This window comes from Streptomyces sp. C36 (assembly GCF_040932295.1).
Classification (GTDB): Bacteria; Actinomycetota; Actinomycetes; order Streptomycetales; family Streptomycetaceae; genus Streptomyces; species Streptomyces triculaminicus.
On sequence record NZ_JBFQGI010000001.1, the window covers coordinates 683,401 to 709,357 of the forward strand.

A 25,957-nucleotide genomic window follows, 5' to 3' on the forward strand; every position below is an offset into this window, starting at 1 on the left:
TAGCTGCCGGAGAATGGTCGTCATGAACGACAAGGCCCTGGCCACCGCCGCCATCGAACGCGTCGCCGGACACCGGCGCCGGTTCGACGCCCGCTTCGAGGCGTACTTCGACGGGCTGGCGGGCGACCTCGGCGCTCCACCGTTCAGCCGCTTCACCCCCCGCTGCCTGGAACTCCTGCGGGACCTCTCCCTGCGGGGCGGGAAGCGGCTGCGGGTCGCGCTGATGTACGAGGCGGCCCGGCTGGTGACGACGGAGGACGTCCCGGGGCTGGAGGAAGCCGCGCTGAGCCTCGAACTGCTCCAGACGCACGGGCTCGTCCACGACGACATCATCGACGACGCCCCCGTGCGGCGCGGCGGGGCGTCGACGTACTACGCCTACCTCCAGGAGTTCCCGGACCGTGACCGGACGGCCCTGGGCCTCGCCGTGCTGGCCGGGGATCTCGCCGCCTTCCTGTCCCTGCGGGTGCTGCTGGAGGCGAAGGCCCCCGCCGAGCTGCGGCAGGCTCTGCTCGAGGTGCAGACGCGGGCCGCGACGGACACGGTCGTCGGTCAGGTCGTCGACCTGGAACGCGACTTCGAACCCCTGCCCGGCGAGGACCTGCTGCACACCGTCACCGAGTACAAGAGCACGCGGTACTCGATCCTCGCGCCCCTGCGCCTGGGACTGCTGGCCGCAGGCGAGGACCTGGCCCGCCACGACGAGCGGTTGCGCCGGTACGCGACACCGGTCGGCGTTCTCGGGCAGATGCGCGACGACTACCTCGACCTCTTCGGCGACGAGAGCGTCGTCGGCAAGCCGTCGGGCTCCGACATCCGCGCCGGCCGCCGCAGCTACGCCGTGAGCGCGGTCCTGGCCGCGACCACCGGGCCGGAACGGGCCGTGGTGGAGAGCGCCCTGGGCGACCCCGGCTGCGCGCCGGAGACCGTCGACCGGATCCGGGACATCGCCCGCCGGCGGGGCGTCGAGGACGGGCTGCGCTCGGCCATGCGCCACCATGCAGAGGCGGCCTCGGCCGCGGCGGCCGAATGGCGGCCGTTCTGGCGCGAGGAGGCCGTGGCCTTCTTCGAACACCTGCCCCTGTGGGGCATGGAACGGACGCTCTGACCGGGCGCGTCCCGACGGCCCGGCGGATATTCTCCGCAAGCCGGAAAATCTCCTCCGAAGATCAGGGGAATCACGGGTCCGGGGTGCGGTTTTTCCGTTTTCGCATCGCCGCCGGGAGCGTGAAAAGGGCGACCACCGGTCTCGGTAGTCGCCCCTGCGGCGTCGTGCGCGGGCCCCTGAGTTCAGGGCCCTGTGGTCAGGGCCCTGCGTTCCGAGGGCCCCGCGGGATTGCCCAGGCCCTTACGCGAGACCGTCCGTGGCCGGCTTGCCCGCCTTGGCGCGGCGCTTGCGGCCCTGCTGCGGAACGGCCTGCGCCTCGCGCGCGACGGCGATGAAGGGCGCGAGCGCCTCGAAGTACTTCTCCAGGGATTCCTTGCCGAGATCGACTTCCCGCCGCTCGTGGGTCAGGCAGGGACGGGTGGCGATCTCCTGGCTGCCGTCCTCGAGCTCCTCCCCGGTCTCGTACTCCTCGGTGCTCATTACCGGCACCAGAATCTCAACGGTGTACACACCGTCGGTGACTTCGGGGTTCAGGTCGTCATGGCGCATTTTCCGCCAATACGTTGTGATTTCCTGCTCGCCCAGCGGAACGAGAACGGGCTCTACTCCCGGCTCGTCCTTTACCGATTCGTCAACCTGCTCAAACTTGACAGCCATTGGACGTATTCCTTTCGTGATGGCGAGTCAAACGATATAAGAAACACGCCTGTTGAGCCAATTCGCACAACGACACGACTCAATGGGGTGACGAGCATTCGCGAGGGGCCCCGGAGGGCCCCTCGCGCGGCGCGCGGAGCCGGTGCCGGGGCCCTGCGGAACGGATGAACCGATGAACCGGAAGGCCGCCACACCCTTCCGCCGCACCCTTCCGCTCACGGGTCAGTCGCGAGGGCCGAGCACCCGCCCGTCCTCGGTCACGGTGACGGCCCCCGCCGGGCAGGAGTCGGCGGCGTCCAGCAGCGCATCGTCCGGAGCGGTCTCCTCGGACAGCGGGCGGGACCGTTCGCCGTCGAGCGCGAACGCCGAGGGCGCCAGGGCCGTACAGATTCCCGAGCCCATGCACCGCGAGCGGTCCACCGCCACACGCCAGGCCACGCTCACCACCCCACCGGCATCGAACGCGGCCCGCGGACCAGCATCTCCGTCTTCCACACGATGTCACCGGCCACATGAATGCCCGGCATCCGCAGGACCAGTGCCCGGAGCGCCTCCTGGAGCTCCAGCCGGGCCAGCGGCGCCCCCAGGCAGTGGTGGACGCCGTGCCCGAAGCCCACGTGCTGGTTGCCCTCCCGCCCGAGGTCGAGCGTGTCGGGCGCGGAGAAGCGCAGAGCGTCGCGGTTGGCGGCCCCCACGGACACCAGGACCGGCTCGCCCGAGCGCACCAGGGTGCCGCCCACCTCGACGTCTTGTGTGGCGTAGCGGGCCATGCTCGCCGCCATGCCCAACGGCACGAAGCGCAGCAGTTCCTCGACCGCGCCGGGGATCAGGTCCGGACGGTCGTGGAGCCGTGCGACCTCGCCGGGGTGGTCGAGGAGGATGTGCACGAAGTTGGGGACCTGCGTGGCCGTGGTCTCGTGGCCGGCGACCAGGACCGCCACGCACAGGTCGATCAGCTCCCGCTCGGACAGCCGGTCGTCCTTGTCGCGGGCCCCGATCAGGTCCGTCATCAGGTCGTCGGCGGGCCGGGCCCGGTGGTCGGCGATCAGCTCCGCCATGTACGCGCGCAGCTCCTCGCGGCTGGCGTCCGACTCCTCGGCGGTGAGGGAGCTGGTGGACAGCGCGTCGTCGCTCCACTTGCGGAAGAGCGGCCGGTCGGCCTCGGGCACTCCGAGCAGACGGCAGATCACGGCGACGGGGATCGGCAGGGCGTAGGCCTCGACGAGGTCGGCCGGCGGTCCCGCCGCCACCATGTCGTCCAGCAGGCTCTCGGCCAGGGCGCGCACCTCCGGCCGCAGCCGCTCCACGCGCGGCACGGTGAACGCCTTGGTCACCAGGGTGCGCAGCCGGGTGTGGTCGGGCGGGTCCATGGAGAGGATGCCGCCGTCGGCCCGTCCGGGCGACTGGCGGGGCTCGTCGTGCCCCGCGGCGTCGGCGCGGCTGAACCGCCGGTCGCCCAGGACCAGCTTCGCGTCCGCGTAGCGGGTGACGAGCCAGGCCGGTTCGCCGTAGGGCAGCCTCACGCGCGTCAGCCCCTCGCTGCGGCGCGCCGTGTCGTACTTCCCGGACAGGGCCAGTCCGGCGGCTTCGTTGAAGGGATAGGCGGTGGGCTCGCTGGGGGAGGTGGACATCCGGACCTCTGCTCCCTTCGCCGGGGCGGCGGGAACCCGCGCCCGGAGCGGTCGAGTGATGTAAGCAGCTGCTTACATCGACCGTAGGACCGGGTAGGAAGGACGTCAACGGGGCCTGTCCGCACGGAGATCGGCCACCTTGACACGATGGGCCGGTCCGGTGAGGAGTAAGGGATGACCACAGAGAAGCCGGTACGCCGGCGGGACGCCGAGGCGACCCGCCGGTCCCTGATCGACGCGGCGGCCGAGCTGTTCGCCGAACGCGGCTACGACCGGACGACCGTCCGCGCGATAGCGGCCCGCGCGGGCGTCAACCAGACCCTGCTCTTCCGCTACTTCGGTTCGAAGACCGCCCTCTTCGGCGAGGTCGTGGCGCGCAACGGCCACAAACAGCTGCGGGACACCCCGGCCGGGCAACTGCTGGAGACCGCCCTGCGGGGCCTGCTCGAACCCGCCGGCGGAGCGTCGGCCGACCGTACCCTCGAGGTCTTCCTGCGCTCCGTCGGCGGCGACGACGAGGCGGCACGGACGAACCGGCGCCTGACCGAGGAGTACTCCCAGGTGCTGGCCGGCCTCACCCGCGCCGACGACGCCGATCTGCGCGCCGCCCTCGTCGTCGCCTGGCTGCTCGGCATCGGTCTCACCCGCGTCGTGGTGCGCCAGGAACCCCTGGCCGGCGCGGACCCGGAGAAGGTGTGCCGGCTGATGCTGGACGCGGCCCGCACCCTCCTGGAGCGCCTGCCGTGATGTCAGCCCTCGCGGGTGACGACCAGACTGGCGTTGTGACCGCCGAAGCCGAAGGAGTTGACCAGTCCGGCCGACCAGTTTCCGGCGCGGCTCCGGCCGCGGACCACGTCCAGGTCGATCCCGGGACCGGGCCGGTCGAGGTTGCGGATCGACGGCAGCATCCCGTCCCGCAGGGTGAGCAGGGCGGCCACGGCCGCCACGGCGCCGGAGGCACCCAGCATGTGGCCCGTCATCGACTTCGTCGCCGTGACCGCCGCGTGCCCGCCCACGGCCTGCGCGATCGCCTGGGCCTCGGCGAGGTCCCCCGGCTCGGTGGACGTGGCGTGCGCGTGGACGTTGTCGATGTCACGAGGCTCGAGGCCGGCGTCACGCAGCGCCGTCCGGATGGCGTGCACCTGGCCGTCCGTGTCCGAGGCCGTGATGTGGTGTGCGCTGGAGGAGACGGCGGCCCCGGCCAGCCGCCCGTACGCCCGCGCCGCCCGGGCCCGGGCGAACCCGGCACGCTCGAGCACCACCACCCCGGCGCCCTCGGCCATGACGAAGCCGCTGCGCTCGGCGTCGAAGGGACGGGAGACAGCCCGCGGGTCGCCCTCGTCCGTGGAGAGGGCCTTCATCTGCGCGAACGCGGCGATGCAGAACGGATGCAGGGACGCCTCGACGCCACCCGCCACCACCACGTCGGCCCGTCCGGCCCGGATGAGGTCCAGGCCCATGGCGATGGCCTCCGCCCCCGAGGCGCAGGCGCTCACCGGGGTCCTCGCACCACCCCGCGCACCGAGTTCCATGCTGACCCACGCGGCCGGCCCGTTGGGCATCAGCATCGGCACGGCGTACGGGGAGAGCCGGCGCGCCCCCGACCGCTCGTAGACGTCGTCCTGCCCCAGCGTGGTGAGGATGCCGCCGGTCCCCGTACCGATGACGACGGCGAGCCGCTCCGGCTCCACCTCGGGCCGCCCCGCGTCCTGCCACGCCTCGCGCGAACCGATCATGGCCAATTGCTCGCACCGGTCCCACTTACGGGCCTCCACACGCCCCAGCATGGACAACGGATCGACAGGAACCGTCCCCGCCACACGCACCGGCAGATCCGCCGGCCACTCCTCCCCGAGCCGCCCCACCCCGGACTCCCCGGCGAGCATCCCCTCCCACATCGCCGCGACCCCGGCGCCCAGCGGCGTGATCGCCCCCAGGCCGGTCACGAGCACCTCGCGGTCGTCGCCCATCCTCATTCTCCGCCCCTCCATGCCTGCTGCGTCAGTAGAAAGCCAACAAGGCCCGCGGTGACCCGCGGCCCTGATCCGTACGGCATGAAAGTGACACTGCCAGCATGTTGGGGGCGGCCTTGCTCTCCCCAGCCCACCGAATCGACGGCCGGAATCTGTAAGATCAATACAATTGATCTTGTGGCTACGGTGAGCGTCTCCCCCTGGGGCCCGGCCGGGTTCCCGAGCCGGGCTCCGCTTCACGGACGTGCGCTCTCAGGGGGGCGCGTTCTCATCAGGGGCCGCTGCCGTTGAACGATGAGCGGAAGGAGTCGAGGGTCGCGGCCATGCGGTCGACCTGCCCCTTGGTGAACATGAACATGCCCTTGTCGTCCGTGTAGTCCATGTAGTTGACGAACATGTCGCCGTCCGGCCCGTTCATGCATGTCACCTTTGGGAAGGTGGGGGTGCCGAAGTTGGGGCCGCCGGCGTTCGGGGTGTCGGCCACGAGGTCGCTGCCGCTGCAGCCTTCGCCGTCGTCGCCCCAGATGTGCCGCAGGTTGAGCCAGTGGCCCACCTCGTGGGTCGCGGTGCGCCCGAGGTTGAAGGGGGCCGCCGCGGTGCCGGTCGTGCCGAAGAAACGGTGACCGATGACCACTCCGTCCGTTTCGGCGGGGCCGCCGGGGAACTGGGCGTAGCCGAGGATCTCGTTCGTCGGCTCCTTGGGGTCGAAGATCCGTGGGCAGACCCAGATATTGAGGTACTTGTCGGCCGGCCAGGCGTCGTGGCCGCCGGTGGACGCGGATTTCACGTCGTCGGTCTGGGTGCTGAACTTCTGTTTCTGGGTCTGGGTGCGTGTAATGCCGTCGGTGGGCTGCCCGTCGGGGTCCTTCGTTGCGAGCTCGAACTCGACGCGGCTGTCGGCCACGCGCGGTTTCCATACCGGCGGCACCTGGCCGATATCCGTGTTCTGCGCCCGATAGTCCTTGTTCAGTACGTCGATCTGGCTGGTGATCTGGGCGTCACTGATGTTCTGCGAGGCGGTGTTGAAGACCACGTGGACGACGACCGGGATCCGGGTCGGGCCTTCGCGGTCGCTGGTCGCGGCGCCGGTCTCGTAGGCGAAGGCCATGTTCTCGATCTCGACGCGAGCGCTGGCGTATTCGGGGTTCTCGGCCATCAGCCGGTGGTGAACCGGCATCGTGCCGCAGCCCCGGCGTGTCGGAGTACTCACGCTGCACCTCCGGGTTCGGCCGCGCGAAGCGGCTGTGACCGGTGAGGGAATTGATGCCGGTGACGGTCGGCATGCTGGGAGAAAGGCGCGGGAAAAGCCTTTCACTAAAAGGCTAATGCGCGTTGCGAACCGGGGCAAAAGATGCGTGCGCACCGGGAGGCCCGGTCCAGGCGTCGGTCAGGGCGGCCGTCACGGCTCCGAGCGGCGCGGAGCCCCGTACCCGCGGCGCTGCCGCAGTGCCATGTGCCGGTCCGTCCGCCGCCGCTGCCCGGCGTAGAACAGGGCCCCACCGGTCAGGGCGAAGAGGCCGCCGGTGCAGGCCGGGCCGACGGGGTCGAGGGTGCGGTCACCGGTGGCCTCCACCCATGGGTCGAGGCCACCGAGCGGGTCGTTGAACAGGACCACATGTTGTTTCGGCTTGAACTGACCGTGGCAGTTCTGCTGCTCGGACACGTCCTGGACCCGGCCCGTCGTGTCGACCACACGGCAGACGTCGAGCTTCGTCCCCTTGGCGTTGACCCGCTGCCCGGTGTCGGCGACCAGGGCGTCGACCCGCTCGCCGAACGTCTTGACGTAGGTCTCGTACACGGTGGGTCCGCCGAAGAGCGCGAGCGCCAGCGTCGCGAAGGACGCCAGGGTCGCGGCGCCCGCCCGGTTCCACATGCCGCCCGCCACGATCGCCGCGGCAGCGGTCGCGCCGAGGACGATGACGATCCCGGCCCACAGCATGCCGTAGGGGTACTGGGCGAGGAACCCGGCCGCCGTGGCGACCACCGGAATCAGCACGGCCCACAGGAGGGAGTTCAGCGTCCTGCGCGGCGCGAAGGCCGCGGCTTCGGCCGTGTTCCCGGATGCCCCGGGTATCCCGGACACTCCCACGCGGAATCTCCCTGCATCGGCTGACGTGCGGTTTCCGGTGCACACCCTAAAGCGTTTGGTGAGTCGTCACGTACAGACGGGCCGTCGCCATCCGTCTCGTACCGTGCCGGCCCGTAGCGACCGCCGGCCCCGAAGCCGCCCGCCGTGGGCCGTGGCCGCCGAACTATTCTTTGGCGCATGCCCGACGAGTCCCCCCTCCTCAAAAGCCTGCGCGCCGCCGTCGACGCCGCTCCCGACGACGTGCCCCTGCGGCTGCACTTCGCCGAACTCCTGCTCGGGCACGGGCGACAACAGGAGGCCATCGCCCAGCTCGCCGCCGCCCTGCAGCGCGAGCCGGGCAACGCCGAGGCGCAGGCCCTGATGGGGCGCGCCGTCGCACCCGCCGTCGCGCCTCCGGCCACGCTCCCGCAACCTTCGGCGCCTCAGGAACCGGCGCAGGACCCCACCCCGGCGCCCGCCCCCGGCGGTTCCGGCAGGTACGACTGGCAGCGCGCCGAGGACGAGCTGTCGGCCGTCGTCCCGCCCCGCTTCGTACGGTCGGTCACGGAAGAGACCACCGAAGCCCGGACGGAGCAGAGCACGCAGAGCACGCAGAGCCCGCAGACCTCACCGGGCCCCTCGAGCCCGCAGAGCCCGCTCCCCGCCCAGGACCGCCCCACCGGTCCGTACGACGACGACGCGTCGTCCCCTTGGGACGTCGAGAGCGGCACCCTCGCCCTGGCCGACGTCGGCGGCATGCACGAGGTGAAGGAGCGTCTGGAGGCCGCGTTCCTCGCCCCCATGCGCAATCCCGAGCTGCGCAGGCTGTACGGCAAGAGCCTGGGCGGCGGGCTGCTGATGTACGGGCCGCCCGGCTGCGGCAAGACGTACATCGCCCGTGCCGTGGCGGGCGAACTCGGCGCCCGCTTCATGTCCGTCAGCATCAGCGACGTCCTCGACATGTGGATGGGTAACTCCGAACGCAACCTCCGCCAGCTCTTCGAGACGGCCCGCCGCAACGCACCCTGCGTGCTGTTCCTCGACGAGCTCGACGCGCTGGGCGCCAAGCGCAGCCAGATACGGCACACCGGCATGCGCACGACCGTCAACCAGCTCCTCACCGAGCTCGACGGCGTGAGCGGTTCGGCCGACGACGGCGTCTTCGTGCTCGCCGCCACCAACCACCCCTGGGACGTGGACACCGCCCTGCGCCGCCCCGGCCGCCTGGACCGGATGCTGCTCGTGCTGCCGCCCGACCAGCCCGCGCGCGAGGCGATCCTGCGCCACCACCTCAAGGACCGCCCGGTCGCCGGCATCGACCTGGCCAAACTGGCCAAGCGGACCGACGGCTTCTCCGGCGCCGACCTCAAGCACCTGTGCGAGTCGGCCGCCGAGCGCGCGCTGATGGACTCCGTACGGACCGGCGAGGCCCGGATGATCGGCATGGCCGACTTCACGGCCGCGCTCGGCCAGGTGCGCCCGTCCACCGGCCCGTGGTTCGCCTCGGCCCGCAACGTCGCCCAGTTCGCCAACGAGGGCGGGGCGTACGACGAACTGCTGGTCTACCTCAAGAAGCGGAAGATGCTGTGAGCACGAACACGGGGACGGGCACCGGCACGGAGCTGAAGGAACGCGCCGGCGCCCTCATGGACATCGGGCGGTACGAGCAGGCCGGTGAGCTCCTGGCCCGGTACCTGGTGGACGCGCCCGGGGACGCCTGGGCGTGGTCGCACCTCGCCCACTGCCGCTTCTACGCCGGTGACCACGAGGGCGCCCTGAAGGCGGCGGACGAGGGCATCGCCGCCGACCCCGAGTGCTGGTACCCGTGGGAGCGGCGGGCCTTCCTGCTGCCGTTCCTCATGCGCGTCGACGAGGCGCTCGAGGCTGCCCGGGAGGCCGTCCGGGTCGGTCCCGAAGAGGCGTCCGCGCACAGCGTTCTCGCCAGGTGCCTGCTCTTCGCCGGCGACCACCAAGGCTGCTACGAGGCGCACCGCAAGGTGGTCGAGCTCGACCCCGAGAGCGCCACGGCGCACTTCAACCTGGCCCACCCCGCGGAGTTGATCGGCCGGCTCGACGTCCGGGAGCAGGCGCTCCGCAACGCCCTGCGCCTGGATCCGGACCACGCCGACGCGCGCGCCCAGCTCGCGGAGCTGCTGCGCGACGCGCAGCAGATGAAGCTGCCGGAACTGGCCGGTGAGTACAGCGCCGCACTGGGCTCCAATCCGGACTCCCGTTACATCGAGCACCGGCTCAACCTGGTCGTTCTCGGTCTGCTGCGCCGCACCCGCTGGTTCGCCCTGGTCTGCCTCGTCATCGCCGCCCTGACATCACGGGCCTTCCCGACGGGCGACGATCCCAGGGAGCTGCCCGTGCCGCTCGACACGCGGTTGTGGTCCCTGGTGCTGATGAGCGTCACCTGGGTCCTGGGGGCCTGGTTCTTCGCTTACCGCAAGCTTCCGCAGGGCGCGCGGAACACCGTGTGGTCGCTGCTGCGGCGCTACTGGCCCTCGCGGCTGCCCGTCGCGCAGGCGCTGTGGGGCACGCTGTGCGCGGTCGTGCTGGTGCTCGTCCCGTGGACGGACCGGGGGTACGAGCAGACGATCGCCCTCGTGGGCGCGGTACCGGTGGTGCTCGCGATGTGGTTCGGGAACTCCTGGCGGCGGGTGGAGAAGGAACGCCGCGAGAAGGAGAACGGGAAGCAGAACGAGAAGAAGTAGGCCTCTCGCGCCCTCGTCAGGACAGGTGCGGGGGCCTCAGCCCACGGGGCGGCAGGTCGCCGACGGGCAGGCCGTCCCGGGTGGCCGCCTTTGCCGTCGCGCCGACGGCCTCGCGGGCCGACCCCGCCGCGTGGCCGCCGACCCGCTGGACGGCGGTGGTCGTCTTCTTCACCGCCGTACCACCCGTCCGGCCCACCGTGGGTACGGTCTTCTTGACCGCTCTGCTCCCGGCCTCACCGGTCAGCGCGGTCGCCTTCCGGGCGGCTCCGTCCACCGCCGAGCCCAGGCTGCCGGGATCGACGGCCCTCAGTCCGCCGAGGTCGAGAACCGTCGGCAGGTCCGCCGCGTACGCGGCGGCACCCTGCCCGCCGGGACCCGCGCCCAGGGCCGCGGCCGCCAGGGCGGCTGTCGTGAGGACTCGTCGCATCGGTCGCATCGGGACTCCTTCGAAGAACGTCGGCGTGAGGGGCTCTCGCGACAAGAACGAGCCGGGGAAGCCTCCGGACACGTCGGCCGTCGTGATGCCCCTCCGCGCTCCGTCGTCCGGAGCGGTGCTCACCTCACGGTTCGGTGCCGCCTCGTTCAGCCCCGATCCGCGCGGCGCCCGAGCGGCAGGAGGTACTGGAGGGGCTGGTCCAGGTCCTCCAGGCCGAAGAGTTCGTGGGCCAGGTCGTCGTGGAAGCCGCCCAGCGGGGTTCCGGCCAGGCCCAGGGCCGTGGCCGTGAGGAGGAGGGTCTGGGCCAGGTGGCCGGTCTCCAGGAGGGCCAGGCGCAGGGCGCGCAGGCCGTAGCGGCGCCGCAGCAGGCCCAGGTCGATGTACAGGCCCAGCACGACCGGCGCCCGGTCGACGCCGATCCAGTCGGGGTCCTCCGCCGGGCGGGAGAAGTACGTCGAGAGCGGCTTGATCTCCGCGACGGGCGGCACCGGGCCGACGGGGCGCAAGGTCCGGCGTTCGGGCACGCAGTCGTAGGTGCCCGCCGGAAGGCCGGCCACGTCCAGGGCGAGCAGGCGCACGCGGGCCGTGTAGAGCGCGCCCGCGCTCGGGTACGGGCGGTGGACCAGGGACCGGGCCGAGCCGTCCGCGAGGCGCTGCTCGGAGCGGCTGCTCTCGGACAGCGCGCTCCACAGGAGCGTGCCGAGCGAGCCGGCGTCCAGCGGTCCGTCGAGCGGACCGCGTAAGGACGCCCGGTTCGCCAGCACGGTGTGCAATGACACGTCCGGCAGGCGGTCCGCCGGAAGGGGAACCTCCGGCGGACTCTCCACAGCGGCAGCAGCGGCAGCGGCAGCGGCAGTCGGCGCCGGCAACGGCCGCAGCGCCGTGTCCTCGTTGCGCCCGATCTGGAACTTGCTGCGCTCCAGATACCGAAGGTCGGGCGCGCTGTGCCCGTCGGGGAAGAACGACGGCGGCTCGCCCGCGTCCAGCAGCGTCCGGGCGGCGAGCCGGCACACCGCGCGCTCCTCGTCCGGGGTGATGCCGAGCCGGTTGAAGAGCATGTGGAGCTGTGACGCCCAGACCCACGCCACCTCCACCTCCACCTCCACCTCCGGCCCCGCGTCCGCCTCGCCCCGCAGCACCTCGTCGGCGTCCCGTACCCGGCGCACCCACTCCACCAGCCAGGGCGCCCCCGCGTCCTCCTTCAACCCCTCCCGCAGGGTCCGCGCCCGCCGGTCCAGCGCCGCGTGCTGCACGCCGTACACGGAGTTGACGCGCATGTGCACCGCCGCTCCCGGCAGCAGCGGCACCTCGGCCACCCAGCGCCAGCCCGCCGCCTGCCGCCGCAGCCACCGCGCCGCCGCGAGCCGGTCCATGCCGAGCGCGTACGCCGTGGCATGGGCCAGGTCCGCGGCGAGCGTGAGGCGTCCCGCGCCGGCGGGCATCCGGCGGAGGTCGCGCAGCGCCTCCACCGCCACCCGAGAGGAGACGGCGAAGATCCGCTCGGCCGTCGGCAGCGCGCGCGGCCCGCCGTAGCGGCGGGTCTCCGGGACGTACGCCACCGCACGGACCTCGCCGTGGTGCGACGGCCACGAACCCGCCACCGCCGGCTGCTCCTTCGCCGCCCGGGCCAGGGCCTCCGGCAGTTCGGCCGCGGCCGCCGCGCCCAGCCCGGCGACCCGTATCCGCAGGTGCGGGCCGTCCTCCCCGTACCGGATGAAGAACCAGCGCGCCGCTTCCCCGGACGCCACCAGCCCGTCGAGGAGCGGAGCCACGTCCTCGGTCAGGAAGCCGTCGGTGTCCTCGGTGCCGGAGTGCAGGAAGAGGTGGAAGCTGTGCCAGGTGTCGGTCGTCGTCACGTGCGGCCCTTGTTCGTCGGATGGGTCGGCGGGGAAGCCGTCGGCGGGGGAAGCCGTCAGGGGAAGGGATGCGGGTGGATCGCCAGGTCGGCGTAGCGCAGCGGCCGGTCGGTGCGGCCCAGCCGGTACGGGACGTCGAGCAGCCGGGGCAGGCCCCTGGTGCGGTGGTTGACGTGGCCGAAGGTCATCGGCAGCGACCCGGGCACGACGACCTTCGCGCAATGCAGGCCGAGCCGGTCGCGCACACCCGGCTCGGTCTGGTCGACGGCGATCACCTCGAGCCCCTCGTCCGCCAGGCGGCCCACGGTCGCCTCGAGCAGCGCGCCGAGGTCGGCCACGGGCTCCGGCGCCCCGGGCCACGCCTCGGCGACCGTGCGACGCGGCGTGTCGGCGAACAGGAACTCCACCCGGCCGGCCGCCTCGGGGAGGGTGCTCAGGCCCACGTGGTCGTCGAGGGTCAGGACGAGCTCCGGCCGGTCCAGCATCGGGCGGAGCCGCTCGGGATCGTGCGGGCGGCCGTCGGCGAAGGCGCGGTGCGCGGACTCCAGGACGTTGGTGACGACCTCGGCGACCGCCGAACGGATCGCCGTGCGCGGGTCGTGGTGGGCCCCGGCCGCCAGGAACATCCGGGGCGCCCGCGGGTGGGAGCCCTCGTAGAGGCAGACGGCCACGACCGCCGGGATGCCGAAGTCGTTCGTCGCGTCGAGGAGGACGAGCCGGTAGCCGGCCGTGGCCGCCCGGTCGGCGAGCAGAGCCGTGTCGAGGTCCTCGGGCGGCGGTACGACGCGGGGGAGCGGTGTGGCCGCGTACCACGCCATCAGGAACGCGTCCCGCTCCGCGACCTCGAAGAGGCCGTAGAGCGCGGCCTCTTCGAGGCTGTTGCCGAGCCCGCAGCCGTTGGAGGACTCGTACACCACGCGCGGCCGGTCCTCGCCCGGCACGTCCCAGTACGCCGCGTGCTCGGGCACGGCGATCGCCCGGCCCCGGGTCAGCGACCAGCCGTGCACCCAGTCCAGTTCCAGGTCGGGGGCGTACGGGACGGACCGCGACGCCGGATGGCCGTGGTAGGCGGGGTCGGGCAGGCCGAGCCGCTCCGGGTCCACCGCCCGGTCGGGCCCCAGCGCGGCGAAGGACGCGCGCAGCGCGGTGCGCCGACCGGCGGGGCGCATGCCCGCGTACCGTTCGACGCTCTCGAAGAGCGCCACCCGCTCGCTGTCGGCGAAGTCGCCGGCGCGGCCGTATCCGCCGTCGTCCAGCGGCCGTCCGTCGGTCACGAGCGCCGTCGTCAGGCAGAAGGCGGAGTCCTCCGACCGGAACAGCCCGCGCACCGGGCCGAACCGCTCGTCGTGCAGGGCCGCGCGCAGATCTGCGTTGCCGGTACGGGCATTGGCGCCGCGCAGCCGCGTCGGGTCGGGCAACGGGCGGGGGCCGGACGGCAAGGGCGCGACCGCCTCCGCGGAGTCCGGCGGCAGGGGCCGGCACACCGCACAGCCACCGACCGGGCGGATGCGGTGGGTGGACCAGGTGGCACGTGCGGTGTGCACGACGTACACCGTGGCCGTCTCCGCCGGAGCGGATCCGGCCGCCTCGGTCCGGGCGGCTTCCAGGAGATCCATCGCGAGGGCGCCGATCGCCTCGCCCAGCGCGGGGGACGGTGCACCGGCCAGCTCGAGCCCCGGGCTCCGCCACGGCACGCGGCCGCCGGTCGTGGCCAGGCGCTGGTACTCCGCACACGACAGACAGGCGGCCGCGCCCGCCCGCAGCACGGGCCCGACCACGGCCAGCGCCCCGTCGAAGCGCACCGGAACCAGGTCCACCGGGTGCGCGAGCGCATGGCGGCTCAGCCGCTCGGCGAGCTCCAGCGTCCATCGCGTCAGCAGGACGACGGCCGGGCCCTCCGTGGCCGCCGACGCGGACTCGGCGTCGAGCACGGGCACGGGCAGGGAGCCGAGGAGAGGGGGTACGGCCGGTGTCATCGTTCGCCCTCCTCGGCGGTCAGTACGGTGAAGCCGAACGCGCGCAGCAGCGCGACGAGTTCATGGTCCTGCGTCGCCGTCTCGTCGGCGCGCAGCCCGGTCGGCCCGGTCAGCCCGGTCAGCCCGGTCAGTCGGTGCAGGGCGGTGTGCAGCGCGGGCTCGCGCCGGGCCACGTCCGCCAGCCAGCCGGTGGTCCAGCCGTTGTCCTCCCAGGCGGCCGTGCGCGCGTCCACGGTGGCCAGGGCGGCCGCGGAGCCGTCCGACCCGCAGGGATACCGGACGGTCAGCTCCTCGCCCGCCGCGCTGACGGCGGCGACGGCCGAGAGCGCGGCGAACGCGGCGGCGTCCCCGGGGGTCGCCTCGACGGCCCGCCCGAGGACCTGTCCGAGGTCCTGGCCGACGTCCTGCCCGGCGTTGTGGACGACGGCGTGGTACGCGTCCTCGTCCGGACGCACCCGGAACACCTCCAGGCGGGCACGGACTCCCTGACGTACGGTCAGGGCCGTCCACCAGTGACGGGCCTGCGGGTGGCCGAACCAGAGTGCCGAGGGCAGTGGGGTGTCACCCGGGGCGGGCGCGGTCGTACGGGCGGCGGACCGGCGCAGGGCCCGGCCCCAGGCGTGCGAAGGGGTCGCCCCCACAGCCCGGCACGCCCCGCCCAGTCGGGCCTCGGCCGCCCGGCAGAACGCGTCGAGCCGTGCCAGGTCCAGACGCGGCGCACCGGCGAGCACGGTGCCGTCCGGCAGGTCGCAGGCGGCGAGCGGCACGGGCAACTGCCGCAGGTCTCCCGGCAGCGGCGAGGGGAGCACCCCGGTCCGCTCGTCGCCCAGCGCCGACACCCGCCCCAGCGCCTCGGCCAGGGTGCGTGCGGGATCGAGGGCCACCCGGCGGTCCGCGTCGAGCCGGTCGGGCCCGAGCCACGTGTGGTAGTCGGCCCGCAGCGGTCGTACGCCCGCCACCAGCACGGCGGGCAGTCCGGGCAGCAGCCGCTGGTCGTCCCCCTCGCTCGCGGGGTCCGGCAGCCCGCCGACCGCGCACAGCAGCCGGTGGGCCGCGGATCCGGCGAGTAGCGAGGCGAAGGCGGCCGAGGACCACGGGGGTGACGGGGGCGATGGGGGTGCGGCGGGCGTCAGCCGGGCGGCCAGCGCCGCCGCGTCCGCCCGGACCTGTTCCGGGCCGCCCGGGGCCGTGACGTATCCGGCGTCGCCGCACACCCCGGCGGCGACCGCCCACCGCGGCTCACCCTCCCCGGCGCACAGGAGGACCGCGCCGGCGGGCAAGGCCCTCCCGGCGGCGTACGAGACAGAAGCGCCGCCCTGTGACAGCGCCCGTCCCGCCGCCTCGGCCAGCGGACCGCCGACGGCGCCGGCCAGGACCTGGACCCGCGCCGCCGCGATCGCCGACGCCGCCTCCACGGGCCGCTCGGCCGTCGCCGCCACCCAGTCCGGGGTGGGATCGGCGGGTGCCTCCACGATCAGGTCGTGCGCCCGCAGCTGCGCGATCAGCGTGTCCAGCGCCTTCCGCACGGAGGACCCGGCCTCCGCCTGCCGCAGCAGCTCGGTGGACTCGCCCGTGCGCAGCGGCTCTTCGAGCAGCCGCCACAGGGCGGGCAGCGCGGTGCTGCCCTCCAGGGTGACGCTGCCGCGCCTGCCTCGCAGGTGAAGCCCGTTGCGCAGGAGCGTCACGGCGACTCCGGGGCGCAGCCGCCAGGCGGTCACCGGCCCGGGCGCGGGCGCGGGCACGGATTCGGACCCGGGCTCGGGGGCGTCCGACGTCATGATCTTCCCTCCACCGCGTCGATGACCGCGCCCACCTGCGCCCGCCAGTCGCAGCCGGTCAGGCGCGGGACCGTGCGGACGACCAGGTAGGCGGCGAGATAGCGTTCCAGCGGCCGGATGTCGCAGATCGCGAAGAGCCGGTACAGGGCGTTGGTGCAGGCGCGGTACACCAGGTAGTCGGGGCGGTTCCACATCGTGCCCTGCGGGTCGGAGCGGCGCAGGAGCCGGTGGAACTCGCTGTACCGGGTGCGGATGTCCTGGTTCCAGCGTTCCATCGCGTCCGCGTCCCCGGTGGCGGCCGCCCGCTCGCGGTATTCGAGCGGGAGACCGTGCAGATCGGCCCCGGCGTCGTAGCGACTCCGCGCGAGCCGCCAGGCGCCGGCCGACCACTCGGCCCACTCCCGCTCCCAGCCGTGCGCACCGCCGTCGGCGATCCGGCCGACGAGGCCGGTCACCGCCTCGCCCGCGCCGTCCCACCGGCGTGCGAAGCCCTCGCGCAGCCGTCCGTCCGGGTCGTCGTGGACCAGGAAGTCCTCGAGATGCGATACGTACGAGTAGTGGCCGCCCGCGAGCCCTTCGGGGTGGGCGGAGGCATGCGCGGCGAGCGCGGCCACGGCGAGCTGCATCCGCGCCTGGGCGCTGTCGTCGTGCGCGCCGAGGAACCCGGCACCCGCCCCCAGCGCGCTCAGACCCGCGCGCAGCAGGTCGTCGCGCAGGGCCAGGCCGTCGGCGCCGAGGAGGCCGAGCGTCGAGGAGAGGTCGGCCGGTTCGATCCGTACCGTGTTGTCCGCCACGATCGGGCCGTAGGGCGGGGCGATGAGCTCGGCGCGCCCGGCCTGGGCGGCCCGGTCGAGCAACTCGGCCTCGGTGAGGTCGCCGACGGAAGGGTGCGCACCGATCCAGTCGCGCAGCGCGCGGGCGGCGTCCTCGGCGGCCGGCTCGAGCCGTTCCGCCGGGCCGTGGAGACGGAGCCGCAGGTGGGGACCGTGCAGCCAGTGCCGTTCGACATGGGCGGCCAGGCCTTGCGCCGTGCACGACGCGGCGAGCGGCAGCAGGGCCTCGCGCAGCAGCGGCGCCTTGACCGGCTGGTGGTAGTACGCGACCACGTCGCGGACGATGGCGTCGTGGGGGTCGACTCCGGGCACGGCGGGTTCCTCGGCTCTCCGGTTGCGGGTCATCGGGGCCGTCCGGCCCGGTAGGTCTCCACGACGAGCTCCACCGCCCGGGCCGGCGCGGTGAGCCCGCCGGGCGCGGGCAGCGCCTCCTCGAACACCACGCCGTCGGGGTGGCGGGCCAGCCACTTGGCCAGACAGCGCAGGTGGAGTGCGTTGCCGAGGTCCACGAACTGCGGCTTGGGGCGGCGCAGGTGGGTCAGGAAGTCCTCGGCCGCGTGCCCGGTCGGGGCGGTGGCGACGGGATGCAGGAAGAGCTGTTCGGGCAGGTCGAGCAGCGCGCGCCAGCGGGCCGTGGCCTGGGCCGGTACTCCCTGGGCGGCGGCCAGTTCCGTACGCAGCGCGTCGGCGACGCCGGGCGGCAGCAGCCAGCGGCGGCGTCGCAGGACGACATGGCGGTGGCGGAGCCTCGGCGTACGCACCACCTGGCCGCCCGGGGCCGGGAGGGTGTACCGGGGCGCCAACGAGCCGAAGTCGACGACTCCATGGGGCTGGTCGCCGAGAGCCGCGCCGATCCGGCGCGGCAGCATGATGGGCGCGAGGAAGCCCGGGTACAGCACGTCGAGCGTTTCGCCGGTGGACCGCAGCCGCAACCGCACCTGGTCGGTGGCCTCGTCGTGGACGAGTTCCACGTCGGGCTCACCGATCGACGCGGTGCGGCGGTCGGGTCCGAACTCGTCCGGGACGAGCAGCGGGTGGAGATTGGCGTTGAACCCGCCGACCGGGCGGATCTGCGCGGCCCGCGCGTCCGCGCCCAGACCGCGGCGGATCTGCCGGGCCACCTCGTCGGCGGCCCGCGGGTCGAGGGTGTCCAGGAACCTGCTGGTGAACCGGCCCCAGCCGCTGTAGACGCGGTTCACACACAGCATGCCGCCGGCCGGGTCGCGCTGGAGGAAGAAGGAGTAGGAGAGCGGACGTTCCAGGGCCCAGCGCGGCAGCCGCTCGCCCAGGCCCTTGACGAGGTCCGGGGGCAGGACGACGTCGTCGGCGCCGGTCGGTTCGTGGGAGGCGACCGCTTCCCGGACAGCGCCTTTCCGGACGGCGTCTTCCCGGGCGGCGCCTTCTCGGACGGCGTCGGCGAGCTCCCGGCGAAGAGCCGCCTGCTCCGCGGTGCCGGTGGGGAAGTCGGCCCGGTCCGCAGGGGCCAGGGCCGCGAGCCGGCCGGCCTTCTCCCATGCCTCGGCGATGTCGTCGCCGAACTCCCACGGATGGCGGCAGCGGCCCCCGCTGCCGTACCGCTCGACGAAGCGGTCGCGCACGACACGGCGCATGAGATGGCCGAGGTCGAAGAGTTCGGCCAGCGCGGTGACCTCGCCGAGCGCCTCGTGGTCGGCGCCGTCCAGGAAGCCGTCGAGCCGCAGCGGGCGCGGTGCGACGACGTCCTCGGACAGGACGTTGAGCGGGGCGGAGCCGGCCGGGACCGCGCGGCCGGCGTCGGCGAGCAGGGTGGACCAGCGCCGCGAGAGGTCGGCGAGGAGGGCGGGGCGCTCGTCGGCGGCGGCGGATGCGAAGCCGGCCGTCAGGTGGGCGATCGCGTCGAGGCACCCGGCCAGCGCCCGGTCGTGTTCACCACCGGCCTCCTGCTCCTGGTCGTCGGCGTGACGTTCGTCGTGCGCTCCGCCGAGCGTGCGCAACCATGCGGCGAGCCGGCCCAGCGGGTCGTCCTCCTGCGGCCGGACCGGATCGACGGGTACGAGCAGACCCGCCTGGACGAGGCGGTCGAGGAAGGCCCGGGCCGCCGCGCGGCCGTCGTCCGTGCCGGGCAGGGCGGCGGCGAGAGCGTCCGTCAGCTCGTCGAGTCCGACCGGGTTCTCGGCCCGCTCGGTGACCAGCCGCAGGGGTCCGCTCGCGGCAAGCTCCGCCTGGTCCTCGTCGACGACGAGGTAGCGGCCTCCGGCGAAGGCGACCCGGCCGCGCGAGTACGCCGCCCGGCCGTCGGCGATCCGTGCGGTGCTGGTGATGCGGTGGGGGAGTCCGGCGCGGCGGTGCGGAGCGTCGAGGAGGGCGGCGGTCAGCGCGGCCGTCAGGGTGCGGTTGACCTTGACCGTCGATGTCAACGGGCCGTCGACGAGGTCGGCTTCACCCCATGACGGCACGTGTCGGTGTGCGGCGGAGGGCTGGTGCAGCGGGCCCCAGCCGACCGCCGTGAACCACGACAGCGGGCTGGTCTTGGTGCTGGCCCGCAGGGCGTAGCGCAGCACGTTGGGTTCTTCCTTGCGCGCTCTGCGGTCGTCCGCGCCGGTGCCGGCGCGTCGTACGGCCCGGAGCAGGTCGGTGCTGGTGAGCGCGACGGCCCGGGCGAGGGCCGGCTCCCGGCACAGGGCGGCGAGCGCGCCGCGCTCGGCTTCGAGGGCCCGGCCGGCGGCGTGGTCGAGCTCGACGAGGAGCGCGTCGCGGCGGTCCCTCAGGGCGAGCCAGGTCGCGAGCCGGGGCACGCGCCGGGGAAGGTCGCCGAGGCGGTCGAGTACGGCGGGGCGTGGGGCGCGGCCGTTGTGCAGGGCGCGGCGCAGGGGGAGGACGACGTCCCGGTGGAAGGCGTCCGGGTGGCTGTCCCGGGCGGCGTACAGGTCGTCGCAGAGCGGGCCGGTGAGTTCCAGCAGCTCGCCGTCCAGCGTGGCCAGACGGGCGAGTGACGCGCGGAACTCCGCCGCGGCCGGACTCTGCGCCGGGTACGCGAGGACGGTCGCGCGCGCGAGCGCGTGCGGCGCGGACCGCACGAGGTGGCCGACGGGGTCGGCGCCCGCGGAGTACGGCATTCGGGTCGCCGTCCCTTTCGTAAGGCGTGTACCTGCCGCGGGCCGTCCCGTGGTGCGGTGGGCGCGGCCCGCGGCGGGCGTCATGGAATCGAGTGCCTCCGGGTACGCGTCACAGGACGCGTACCCGGACTACTGCGGAAGGTGCGGCAGCTGCGGGGTCGCGCACGACGACGAACCGCAGGAACAGGAGCTGCCGCCGTTGGAGGCGCCGCCCTCGGGGAGCGCGATCGTGTCGCGCATCGAGGTGACGGTGAGCTCACCGAGGTCGAGGTCCTCGAGCTCGAAGCCGAGGGCGCCCGTGGTGTCGGACATGGGGTTCTCCCTTGCCGGTCTGCTGACGGACGAGTGAGGGACGGACGGCGTCCGGTGGACGCCGTCCGTGGTGTGCCCGAGGTCAGCCCAGGTCGGGCATACCGGTCTCGAGCTGCGGCTGTGCGCAGGACGAGGAGGCCTGGCAGGAGCAGGAACCCCACGACGCGCCGCCCTCGGGAAGCGCGGCGGTGTCGCGCATCGAGGTGACGGTGAGCTCGCTGAGGTCCAGCTCCAGGTCCTGGAGGGCGAAGTCGGTGTTACGGGCCAGGTCGGACATGCTTATCCCCTTGATGTGGAGGCGAAGGCCGAAAAGTGCACTGAATGGAGGTGCTGAATGGAACCTGGCGGTCCGCCGAGAGCGCGTCACATGGCCCGAAGTCATGCCAGTGATGCCCGGTGACCGAAAGTGATCACAACGTTGCGGGCATGACTATAGGGCTGTCACCAGGCGGATTGTGTTGGATCATTTCGTGATTGGCCGGAACATTGCGTTGGCTTATTTGCGACGGGTGCGCAAATCCGGTTGCCCGTACGGGAGTTGGCTCCGAAGGGCCTTGCGGGGTCGTCCCCGGGCGGCCGGGCGCCGGCCGGGGCCTTCCGCGAGCCGGTCGAGGCGCAAGGCCGTGACGCACGTCCTGCCGGCCTCGCGTTGGTGCCGCCCCTGCACCTTGCCAACTGTCTTGAATCAGCATTGTCGACAGCCGGGAACAGGGACGCATTCGATAATCATCGACACCGTCGAGTTCCCGTGAACGAACGGCCCGAAGCGTGGTCCGAGACCATGGCGCCGGGCAGGTGACCCAGCGCGTCGACTTCCTCGAGACGGCGACCTTCGGGGCCCGGACAGAAATGATGCCGCTGGGCGCGGCATCGAGCAGTACCGGCAGAGTTGCCTGCTCAAGCGGGGTGACATGGGCTTCTTCGACAGCTCCCGGTCATTCGACACGTTCGCCGACGACACCCCGGGGAAAACGATTCTCTTCCATATCCCCAAAAAAGATCCTGCGGCTTCCGAACGAACAGTTCACCCGCCTGTGCCGGCTCTCCTTTCCGTGGACCGAGGGCGTCGGCCGTCTTTTCGGTCGGTACCTGGTGGGAATGGCGGAGGAATACGTCCGTTGCACACCGCAGGACGTCACCCGCCCCCTGCGCCGGCCCTGCGACGCCGGGCCTCAGGCAAGGGCGACGAGGGTCTCCGCCGCCAGTCCGTGGAGGAAGGCGGGGCACACCCACGCGTCCAGGGGCTCGTCCTCCTGATCCTCCTCGTCCTCCGAGTCCCAGCCGTAGTACTCGGAGATCTCGGCCCGGCCGCCCGGGCTGCGCAGGAGGTAGCCGACCTGGCTCGTGTGGTCCGGATCGTTGGTGGAGGGATGCTCGCCGGGAGCGTGGGCACACGGCTCGTCGTCGCCCAGCAACGCGACGGCGGCCTCGACCCCCTTGATCATCGCGTCCGGTACCGAGCGGTCCGTGATCCGCTCCGACGCCGCGTACCAGCAGGTCGCGTGCATGGTCACCAGGTAGCCGGCCAGCACCCCGCGGGTGGGGCGGGCGGGCAGGCTGCCGGCCTCGTCGACCAGGTCCTCGGCCGGATCGCCGTAGGGGTAGTCGTTCACGATGCCCGAGAGCGTGCTGATGGCGCTGTGGTGGTGCTCCGGCGCTCCCATGGGGACACGACGGACGGTGAACGGGGCGATCACGTCCACGGCGAGCCGGGCCCACCCCGCGACGTTGCGGGGGCACAGTATCCGCTCGGCGTCGACGTCACCGTCCCCCGCCGCGAGCTCGCCGGTCAGCAGCCCGGTGTCGCCGTGCCAGATCTCGTCCTCCAGCGCGCGCATCCCGGTCTCGTACGGGTGGTCGTCGTGCGGGCACGGCCGGCCCCCCAGCTCCCGCACCGCGGCGCGCAGGGCGTCGAGGGCGGTGCGCTCGGCCTCCCGTCCGGGACGCCAGGCGAGGTAGCCCGACATGGCCACCAGCCCGGCGACCCACACATGCGCACGCTCGCCGCCGGGATCGGCGGCGAGCCCGCGGGCGCAGTCCAGGACGAGCGGGTCCGCCTCGTCCGCCGGGGAGGTGTCGCTGACGCGCCGCCAGGCTTCGGCGAGGCGGTCGGGGGTCGGTTCGGTCGCATTGATCATGACCTACAGGACACGGCCGGCCCCGGCACGGTTCCCGGCGGCGGGGCACGGCGCCTGTGCGGGACCTCACTCCCCCCGGTGGGGCCAGACCTGGTCCAGTACGGCCTGGGTCGCCCGGCTCGTGCGGGCCCGGTCGGCCGGCGACAGCCAGGCCACCTCGGCGATTTCGGCCCGGGGGGCCGGGGTGCCGCGGTAGTCGGCCGTGTAGCAGGTCATACGGACCTGGGTGCCGGCCGACGCCCCGTGGGCGGGGGCCTGGACGGTGAACGCCGGGGTGATCGTCCCGGGCAGGAGATCGACGCCGAGCTCCTCCCGGATCTCCCGGATCAGGGCCTGGTGGGCGCTTTCCCCGGGCTCGGGCTTGCCGCCCGGCAGGTAGTAGGCGTCCTTGCCCCGTGAACGCGCGGCGAGAACCCGGCCGTTGTCCAGCCGGATCCACGCGACCTTCTCGATCACCGCAGGCCTATGTCGGTGCCGAAGTACCGGTCGCCGAAGTCGCCGATGCCGGGAATCATGTAGGCGTTCTCGTTGAGCCGCTCCTCGATGGAGGAGGTCACGATGCGCACCTTCGGGAAGCGCCGGCAGACGGCGTCGATGCCCTCGGGAACGGTGATCAGGTTGACGAAGACGATGTTCTCCTCGGCGACGCCCTTGTCGAGGAGGAGGCGGATCGTGGCGACCGCCGTGCCACCGGTGGCGAGCATCGGCTCCATCAGGAGGACGTGCCCCTCGGTGATGTCGGCCGGGAGCGAGGTGTAGTAGAGGTGGGGCTGCTTGGTCTCCTTGTCCCGCTGCATGAGGATCTTGCCGATGCGGACGTCCGGGAGGACGGCGCGCAGCTCGCCCTCCATGCTCTCGCCGGCCCGTACCACGGACACGCCGCAGACGGGGGAGGCCGGGCGCAGGCCCTCGTACGTCGCCCCGACGGGCGTGGTGACGTCGTGCCGCTCGTACGGCAGCAGGTCGAGCCCCGCTTCGATCAGCATGCGGATGACGAGGTCGGAGGCGTGGAGGAACGCGTCGCGGCGTGCCCCGCGGTCCCGCATGACGGTGTGCAGGGCCCGCAGCCGCGGGGTCTGGGGCAGCAGGTGGACACTGCTGCCGAGGTAGGCGTCGATGTCGAAGGACGACGCGTCGAAGGACGGCTGGTCGATCGACGGCTCGTCGGTGGACGGCTGTGCGATGGTCGGCATGGAGGCCGGTCTCCCAAGGCTCGAGGGGTCTGCGCGAAGAGTCACTCGGTGGGCGGTTGTTCGAAGGACGGCGGCAGGGCGGGCGTGGCCGTGAACTGCGCGGCCGCGTGGCGGTAGACGGACCTGCCCGAGGTCCGCTCCCACAGCAGCCGCATGACGTACACGAGCTTGGGGTTGTGCTCCTCCGCCTCTTCGAAGGACCGGGCGACCGTCAGCCGCCAGTCCGTGGCCCAGACGTCGCGGTCGCCCGCGTCGACCGCCTCGCCGAACGCGGAGTGCAGGGCCTTGAGCTTGCTCTCCTCGGGGAAGTCCGCGAGGGCGAAGACCACGCCGAGCGTGCCGGTCCAGAAGCAGGTGACGGCGTACCGCCGCAGGTCCTCGGGCAGCCGGTCGGCGATCTGCTCCATCGCGTGCAGCGACGTGAGCAGATGCAGCAGGACGAAGTCGCCCGGACGGGACAGGTACAGCAGCGTCACCGCGTAGTACAGCTGCTCCCAGCTTGCGGCGACGGGCTGCCCGGCGATCCATGCCGGGATGTCGTCGATCAGCGGGTGCCCTTCGGCGAGCATCCTGGCGTTGCGGTACTGAAGCCCCGACCGGGCGAGTTCGGGGTGGATGCCGGCGGGCAGCTCCCCGTCGGGGACGGTGCCGATCTCCCGCGCCCAGTCGCGCAGCGCGTCGCGGTCGTCGTCCCAGGCGCCCGCGACGCGGAACAGGGAGTCCAGGGGCGAGGCGTCCGCCGGTCCGTCGTCGGGCGCGGAGACCCGCTCGGGGTGGCAGGAGACGTACGAGAACACCATGTACGCCAGCCCCTCGACGGTCATCCACCGGTTGCCCGCGTCCAGCGCCCACCCCAGGTGGATGGTGGCGTGGGTGAAGGCTCCGACCCAGCCGGGCAGCAGCGTCGGGACGTAGCGCCGCAGCACTTCGTCCATGCCGAGCTCGCGTTCCTGGCGGTCGAAGAACTCGCAGAGGGCGGTGAAGTCGGTGCGCCGGCCGAGGTAGTCCTTCCAGTTGTCCTCCGTGACCCGCGACCCGGCCGGCCTGGCGGGCTCCAGGCCGCAGCCATAGGTGGTCAGGGTCGCGTAGCCGTCGTAGTAGGCCTTGATGCGCTCCGGGGCCGCTCCGAGACGGGCCAGGGCGACCACGGCGTGCTTGACGTGGTTGCTGAGGTGGCCGTTGAACTCGATGTGGTGGCTCCGGTCGTCCAGCAACTGCTCGACGAGGGGCGAGTGGTGCACGTTCGAGGACACTTCCGGGTTCACTTCCGGTCTTCCTTCCGGCCGCGGGTCTGCGACAGGTAGATGCCGAGGAGCACGACCGCGACCCCCAGGCACCGCAGCCCGGTGGGGGACTCGCCCCCGGCCTGCCAGTCGATGAGGACGGCCGCGATCATCTGGCCGCTGATCACCAGCAGCGCGGCCTGCATCGCCCCGAGCCGGGGGAACACATAGCTGTTGACCGCCACGAACAGGGCGCCGAAGAAGCCGCCCAGGTACGCGGCCCAGGGGACGGAGGCCCCCCATTCCCACTGGCCGAGCACGACCAGGGCCACGCTGAGGAAGACGAATCCCACGACGTGGTTCCACAGGGAGGCCTTGAAGGGGCCGATCGCGGAGCTGAGCCGGCCGTTGAGGGCGCGGCTGGTGCCGATCACGGCGCCGTTGAGGAACGCGAGAAACACATAGAGGAGCACGGTCACGACCCGCCGAAGATGATGAGGGCACTGCCCGCGAGCACGCACAGCGCCACGAGGCCGTCCATGGGCACGATCCGCCGCTTCGGGCTGTTGAAGAGCCCGAAGTGGTCGGAGACGAGCCCGAAGACGATCTGGCCCACGAGCATCATCGCGATCGTGCCCGACAGCGACAGGCTTCCGTTCACCGTGACGGCGGCCAGAATGACGGTGAAGGCACCGGGGATGCCGCCGAGGTAGACCCAGCGGGGCACCCGCGTCGGCGCGCTCCTCTCCTCCCCGTCCGCGCGTCGCCGCCGGGACAGCCGGGCGCCGGTCAGCAGGACGAGGAGGAGCGCCACCACCGCGCCCAGGCCGTGCGCCGTCCAGGAGGCGAAGGTGGGTGTGGTGTGCTCGGCCAGCAGGCTGTTGTAGTGGATCATGAGGGCGAGCAGGGCACCGGCCGCGATGCCCAGGACCCAGTCGGTGGAACGTCCGAACACGATCGCCG

Annotated in this window: 24 protein-coding genes; 4 read left to right on the plus strand and 20 right to left on the minus strand. The window is 73.0% G+C overall.

Annotation, left to right across the window (positions count from 1 at the left end):
- The first annotated feature begins 22 nt into the window (after window positions 1-22).
- The gene (locus AB4K12_RS03005) at window positions 23-1,108 is read left to right on the plus strand and encodes a polyprenyl synthetase family protein (protein WP_368432648.1); all 1,086 of its coding nucleotides are present in this window, start codon (window positions 23-25) and stop codon (window positions 1,106-1,108) included.
- A 240-nt stretch (window positions 1,109-1,348) separates the two neighbouring features.
- Here the strand turns inward: AB4K12_RS03005 and AB4K12_RS03010 are convergent, their stop codons facing one another.
- The 3 genes from AB4K12_RS03010 to AB4K12_RS03020 all read right to left on the minus strand — a co-directional run bounded on the left by AB4K12_RS03010 (window position 1,349) and on the right by AB4K12_RS03020 (window position 3,396).
- Window positions 1,349-1,765: a hypothetical protein gene (locus tag AB4K12_RS03010; RefSeq protein ID WP_368432649.1), complete on the minus strand. Its 417-nt coding sequence runs from the start codon at window positions 1,763-1,765 to the stop codon at window positions 1,349-1,351.
- A 222-nt stretch (window positions 1,766-1,987) separates the two neighbouring features.
- Window positions 1,988-2,203 (minus strand): ferredoxin, encoded by a 216-nt coding sequence (locus tag AB4K12_RS03015; RefSeq protein WP_368432650.1) that lies wholly within the window; start codon window positions 2,201-2,203, stop codon window positions 1,988-1,990.
- 2 nt (window positions 2,204-2,205) lie between these two features.
- On the minus strand, window positions 2,206-3,396 hold the full coding sequence (locus AB4K12_RS03020) for a cytochrome P450 (protein ID WP_368432651.1): 1,191 nt from the start codon (window positions 3,394-3,396) through the stop codon (window positions 2,206-2,208).
- A 174-nt stretch (window positions 3,397-3,570) separates the two neighbouring features.
- On the opposite strand from AB4K12_RS03020, the gene AB4K12_RS03025 reads away from it, so the two are divergent.
- Window positions 3,571-4,143 (plus strand): TetR family transcriptional regulator, encoded by a 573-nt coding sequence (locus AB4K12_RS03025; RefSeq protein ID WP_368432652.1) that lies wholly within the window; start codon window positions 3,571-3,573, stop codon window positions 4,141-4,143.
- Window positions 4,144-4,145: 2 nt separating this feature from the next.
- Here AB4K12_RS03025 and AB4K12_RS03030 read toward each other — a convergent pair whose 3' ends face one another.
- The 3 genes from AB4K12_RS03030 to AB4K12_RS03040 form a co-directional block, all read right to left on the minus strand.
- Window positions 4,146-5,372, minus strand: a complete 1,227-nt coding sequence (locus AB4K12_RS03030) for a beta-ketoacyl synthase (protein ID WP_368432653.1) — start codon at window positions 5,370-5,372, stop codon at window positions 4,146-4,148.
- Between the two features lie 268 nt (window positions 5,373-5,640).
- Entirely contained in the window at window positions 5,641-6,579 is a 939-nt protein-coding gene (locus AB4K12_RS03035; protein ID WP_368432654.1) for a zinc metalloprotease, read from the minus strand.
- Window positions 6,580-6,768: 189 nt separating this feature from the next.
- Window positions 6,769-7,458 (minus strand): hypothetical protein, encoded by a 690-nt coding sequence (locus AB4K12_RS03040; RefSeq protein ID WP_368432655.1) that lies wholly within the window; start codon window positions 7,456-7,458, stop codon window positions 6,769-6,771.
- 177 nt (window positions 7,459-7,635) lie between these two features.
- On the opposite strand from AB4K12_RS03040, the gene AB4K12_RS03045 reads away from it, so the two are divergent.
- Together AB4K12_RS03045 and AB4K12_RS03050 are read left to right on the plus strand one after the other, a co-directional pair.
- Window positions 7,636-9,027 carry a 26S protease regulatory subunit gene (locus tag AB4K12_RS03045; protein WP_368432656.1) on the plus strand — a complete coding sequence of 464 codons (1,392 nt, stop codon included), beginning with the start codon at window positions 7,636-7,638 and terminating at the stop codon, window positions 9,025-9,027.
- Window positions 9,024-10,154, plus strand: a complete 1,131-nt coding sequence (locus AB4K12_RS03050) for a tetratricopeptide repeat protein (protein WP_368432657.1) — start codon at window positions 9,024-9,026, stop codon at window positions 10,152-10,154. The genes AB4K12_RS03045 and AB4K12_RS03050 overlap by 4 nt, the downstream gene beginning before the upstream one ends.
- Before the next feature lie 16 nt (window positions 10,155-10,170).
- Here the strand turns inward: AB4K12_RS03050 and AB4K12_RS03055 are convergent, their stop codons facing one another.
- The 14 genes from AB4K12_RS03055 to AB4K12_RS03120 all read right to left on the minus strand — a co-directional run bounded on the left by AB4K12_RS03055 (window position 10,171) and on the right by AB4K12_RS03120 (window position 25,949).
- Window positions 10,171-10,581, minus strand: coding sequence for an ATP-binding protein (locus tag AB4K12_RS03055; protein ID WP_368432658.1), 411 nt, complete (start codon window positions 10,579-10,581; stop codon window positions 10,171-10,173).
- A gap of 155 nt (window positions 10,582-10,736) precedes the next feature.
- Window positions 10,737-12,446 (minus strand): thiopeptide-type bacteriocin biosynthesis protein, encoded by a 1,710-nt coding sequence (locus tag AB4K12_RS03060; RefSeq protein ID WP_368432659.1) that lies wholly within the window; start codon window positions 12,444-12,446, stop codon window positions 10,737-10,739.
- 56 nt (window positions 12,447-12,502) lie between these two features.
- Entirely contained in the window at window positions 12,503-14,422 is a 1,920-nt protein-coding gene (locus AB4K12_RS03065; protein ID WP_368432660.1) for a TOMM precursor leader peptide-binding protein, read from the minus strand.
- Window positions 14,419-16,200 (minus strand): hypothetical protein, encoded by a 1,782-nt coding sequence (locus AB4K12_RS03070; protein ID WP_368432661.1) that lies wholly within the window; start codon window positions 16,198-16,200, stop codon window positions 14,419-14,421. Before AB4K12_RS03070 ends, AB4K12_RS03065 begins: the two co-directional genes overlap by 4 nt.
- Complete coding sequence (locus tag AB4K12_RS03075; protein ID WP_368432662.1) at window positions 16,197-17,345, minus strand: lantibiotic dehydratase C-terminal domain-containing protein; 1,149 nt, start codon at window positions 17,343-17,345, stop codon at window positions 16,197-16,199. The genes AB4K12_RS03070 and AB4K12_RS03075 overlap by 4 nt, the downstream gene beginning before the upstream one ends.
- Before the next feature lie 29 nt (window positions 17,346-17,374).
- Window positions 17,375-20,128 carry a lantibiotic dehydratase gene (locus tag AB4K12_RS03080; RefSeq protein WP_368432663.1) on the minus strand — a complete coding sequence of 918 codons (2,754 nt, stop codon included), beginning with the start codon at window positions 20,126-20,128 and terminating at the stop codon, window positions 17,375-17,377.
- Between the two features lie 129 nt (window positions 20,129-20,257).
- Complete coding sequence (locus AB4K12_RS03085; RefSeq protein ID WP_086573075.1) at window positions 20,258-20,440, minus strand: thiazolylpeptide-type bacteriocin; 183 nt, start codon at window positions 20,438-20,440, stop codon at window positions 20,258-20,260.
- An 82-nt stretch (window positions 20,441-20,522) separates the two neighbouring features.
- Window positions 20,523-20,717 carry a thiazolylpeptide-type bacteriocin gene (locus AB4K12_RS03090; protein ID WP_368432664.1) on the minus strand — a complete coding sequence of 65 codons (195 nt, stop codon included), beginning with the start codon at window positions 20,715-20,717 and terminating at the stop codon, window positions 20,523-20,525.
- 895 nt (window positions 20,718-21,612) lie between these two features.
- Window positions 21,613-22,578, minus strand: coding sequence for a hypothetical protein (locus AB4K12_RS03095; RefSeq protein WP_368432665.1), 966 nt, complete (start codon window positions 22,576-22,578; stop codon window positions 21,613-21,615).
- Between the two features lie 66 nt (window positions 22,579-22,644).
- Window positions 22,645-23,034 carry an NUDIX domain-containing protein gene (locus AB4K12_RS03100; protein ID WP_368432666.1) on the minus strand — a complete coding sequence of 130 codons (390 nt, stop codon included), beginning with the start codon at window positions 23,032-23,034 and terminating at the stop codon, window positions 22,645-22,647.
- Entirely contained in the window at window positions 23,031-23,771 is a 741-nt protein-coding gene (gene upp / locus AB4K12_RS03105) for a uracil phosphoribosyltransferase (RefSeq protein WP_368432667.1), read from the minus strand. The genes AB4K12_RS03100 and upp overlap by 4 nt, the downstream gene beginning before the upstream one ends.
- Before the next feature lie 41 nt (window positions 23,772-23,812).
- Window positions 23,813-25,036: a questin oxidase family protein gene (locus AB4K12_RS03110; RefSeq protein WP_368432668.1), complete on the minus strand. Its 1,224-nt coding sequence runs from the start codon at window positions 25,034-25,036 to the stop codon at window positions 23,813-23,815.
- Window positions 25,033-25,473 (minus strand): DMT family transporter, encoded by a 441-nt coding sequence (locus AB4K12_RS03115; protein WP_368432669.1) that lies wholly within the window; start codon window positions 25,471-25,473, stop codon window positions 25,033-25,035. Before AB4K12_RS03115 ends, AB4K12_RS03110 begins: the two co-directional genes overlap by 4 nt.
- Window positions 25,470-25,949, minus strand: coding sequence for a DMT family transporter (locus tag AB4K12_RS03120; RefSeq protein WP_368432670.1), 480 nt, complete (start codon window positions 25,947-25,949; stop codon window positions 25,470-25,472). Before AB4K12_RS03120 ends, AB4K12_RS03115 begins: the two co-directional genes overlap by 4 nt.
- Window positions 25,950-25,957: the final 8 nt, after the last annotated feature.

Bases quoted from the DNA above. Each gene is read 5' to 3' on its own strand.
- AB4K12_RS03030 (WP_368432653.1), bottom strand. From the start codon at position 5,372: ATGAGGATGGGCGACGACCGCGAGGTGCTCGTGACCGGCCTGGGGGCG.
- AB4K12_RS03090 (WP_368432664.1), bottom strand. From the start codon at position 20,717: ATGTCCGACCTGGCCCGTAACACCGACTTCGCCCTCCAGGACCTGGAG.
- AB4K12_RS03070 (WP_368432661.1), bottom strand. From the start codon at position 16,200: ATGACGTCGGACGCCCCCGAGCCCGGGTCCGAATCCGTGCCCGCGCCC.
- AB4K12_RS03080 (WP_368432663.1), bottom strand. From the start codon at position 20,128: ATGCCGTACTCCGCGGGCGCCGACCCCGTCGGCCACCTCGTGCGGTCC.
- AB4K12_RS03045 (WP_368432656.1), top strand. From the start codon at position 7,636: ATGCCCGACGAGTCCCCCCTCCTCAAAAGCCTGCGCGCCGCCGTCGAC.
- upp (WP_368432667.1), bottom strand. From the start codon at position 23,771: ATGCCGACCATCGCACAGCCGTCCACCGACGAGCCGTCGATCGACCAG.
- AB4K12_RS03065 (WP_368432660.1), bottom strand. From the start codon at position 14,422: ATGACACCGGCCGTACCCCCTCTCCTCGGCTCCCTGCCCGTGCCCGTG.
- AB4K12_RS03010 (WP_368432649.1), bottom strand. From the start codon at position 1,765: ATGGCTGTCAAGTTTGAGCAGGTTGACGAATCGGTAAAGGACGAGCCG.
- AB4K12_RS03085 (WP_086573075.1), bottom strand. From the start codon at position 20,440: ATGTCCGACACCACGGGCGCCCTCGGCTTCGAGCTCGAGGACCTCGAC.
- AB4K12_RS03055 (WP_368432658.1), bottom strand. From the start codon at position 10,581: ATGCGACGAGTCCTCACGACAGCCGCCCTGGCGGCCGCGGCCCTGGGC.
- AB4K12_RS03005 (WP_368432648.1), top strand. From the start codon at position 23: ATGAACGACAAGGCCCTGGCCACCGCCGCCATCGAACGCGTCGCCGGA.
- AB4K12_RS03095 (WP_368432665.1), bottom strand. From the start codon at position 22,578: ATGATCAATGCGACCGAACCGACCCCCGACCGCCTCGCCGAAGCCTGG.
- AB4K12_RS03025 (WP_368432652.1), top strand. From the start codon at position 3,571: ATGACCACAGAGAAGCCGGTACGCCGGCGGGACGCCGAGGCGACCCGC.
- AB4K12_RS03020 (WP_368432651.1), bottom strand. From the start codon at position 3,396: ATGTCCACCTCCCCCAGCGAGCCCACCGCCTATCCCTTCAACGAAGCC.